Source organism: Microseira wollei NIES-4236 (assembly GCF_020521235.1).
GTDB classification, from domain to species: Bacteria; Cyanobacteriota; Cyanobacteriia; order Cyanobacteriales; family Aerosakkonemataceae; genus Microseira; species Microseira wollei.
In genome coordinates this window covers 1-1455 of the sequence record NZ_BLAY01000434.1, presented here as the reverse complement: position 1 = coordinate 1455, position 1455 = coordinate 1, and the positions used below count along the sequence as shown (strand labels likewise).

1 pseudogene is annotated in these 1455 nt (G+C 49.5%); it reads left to right on the top strand.

Annotation, left to right across the window (positions count from 1 at the left end):
- Positions 1-650: 650 nt before the first annotated feature.
- Positions 651-1343, top strand: a pseudogene (locus MiSe_RS49055) (hypothetical protein); the annotation flags it as partial.
- Positions 1344-1455: the final 112 nt, after the last annotated feature.

Genomic DNA, 1455 nt, shown 5'->3' with positions numbered 1-1455 from the left:
ACCTTTCAACTCAGTTTAGTACCCATGACAAGGGTCGATTTGGAGAGGAGCCGGATGAAGGGTAAACTTTCACGTCCGGTTCTGAAGCCCAGCATGGGGGGTGACTCCCATGCTTAGGTTAACGGAGCGTCAAGCGAGTAAAACAACCAGGAACAAAAAGACGACAACTGATAGGCCGGATTCAACAAAAAGTTCTAAACTAAAATCGCGGTGCATAATGTTTCCCCTGATGCTGTGGAGTCAGACAATTTCGTTTTTCTGAAAAAGGACTACAGGACGATCCGCAGGTATTCCGTACCTTCTTGACAAATCGAAATATATCTGCATCTGTCGCAATAGAGGCCAGCCTATACCCGTAGGGAGATTTCTGCTAAACTTAGCTCTTTAACTGTTGCTTGAAGAGGACGCTCGCTCCGCGGGGACACAATGACGCGGGGACACCCCATGATCGGAGTCAGGGGATTCTAACTTGGAAGACGAAGCGGAGAATGAGAGATGCGGTAACGCGGTGACTGCGATCAAAAACTCCCCGCGTCTCCGGGTCCCCGCGTCCCCGTGTCTTCACAAATCAGTTCCAGACCCGATCAAATCTAAAATTACCCGTTGAGTTTGTATTTTCTGCCCAGAGCGATTTGCCCCAGGAGCAAGGTATGAAAAAACCGATTCGCATTTTGTTGCAGACGACGATTCCGAAAACGGAAGATGACTGGAGCATCGGGCGTTTCTCGATGTTACGCGAGTATCTGGCATCGGTACAAGACGAGGGGGGAAATAATATATTTGAGGTAACCGCACGCGATCGGACATCCGACGATGAAGGCAACGACCCCATTTTAAGCAACCTCGGCGAGTCAGACTTTGACCAACTTTGGTTATTTGCCTTAGATGTGGGGGACGGTTTAACAGAAAAAGACCAAGCTGGAATCAGAGCATTTCGCCAACAAGGTAAAGGTATCCTCACCACGCGAGATCATCAAGATATGGGTTGCTCGATGTGCGGTTTGGGCGATATCGGCGATCTGCACTATTTCCACACCAAAAACCCCGACCCCGACCAAACTCGCTGCGATCGCGATGACCCCTATACTACTTATATTTCCTGGCCTAACTATCATTCAGGAGCCAACGGCGACTATCAAAAAATAATTCCCATCGACCCGATTCACCCAACCCTAAAAAATCCCCATTCCCCTACTGGAACGATCGAATTTTTCCCCACCCACCCCCACGAAGGCGGGATTGGCGTCCCTCCCGGAAATCCACAGGCGCAAGTCATTGCAATGGGTAAAAGTTTAGTCACAAGACGAGATTTTAACCTCATCGTTGCGATTGACAGAACAAAGCGCGCAAGCCCCGTGTCTTTAGACCGGGGTTCCGCGTGAGACTTTAGTCTCGCGAATGCTTTTTGGGCGAAGGGTCAGGAAGTTTTGCTATCAAACTGCGGATCAGTTCAGA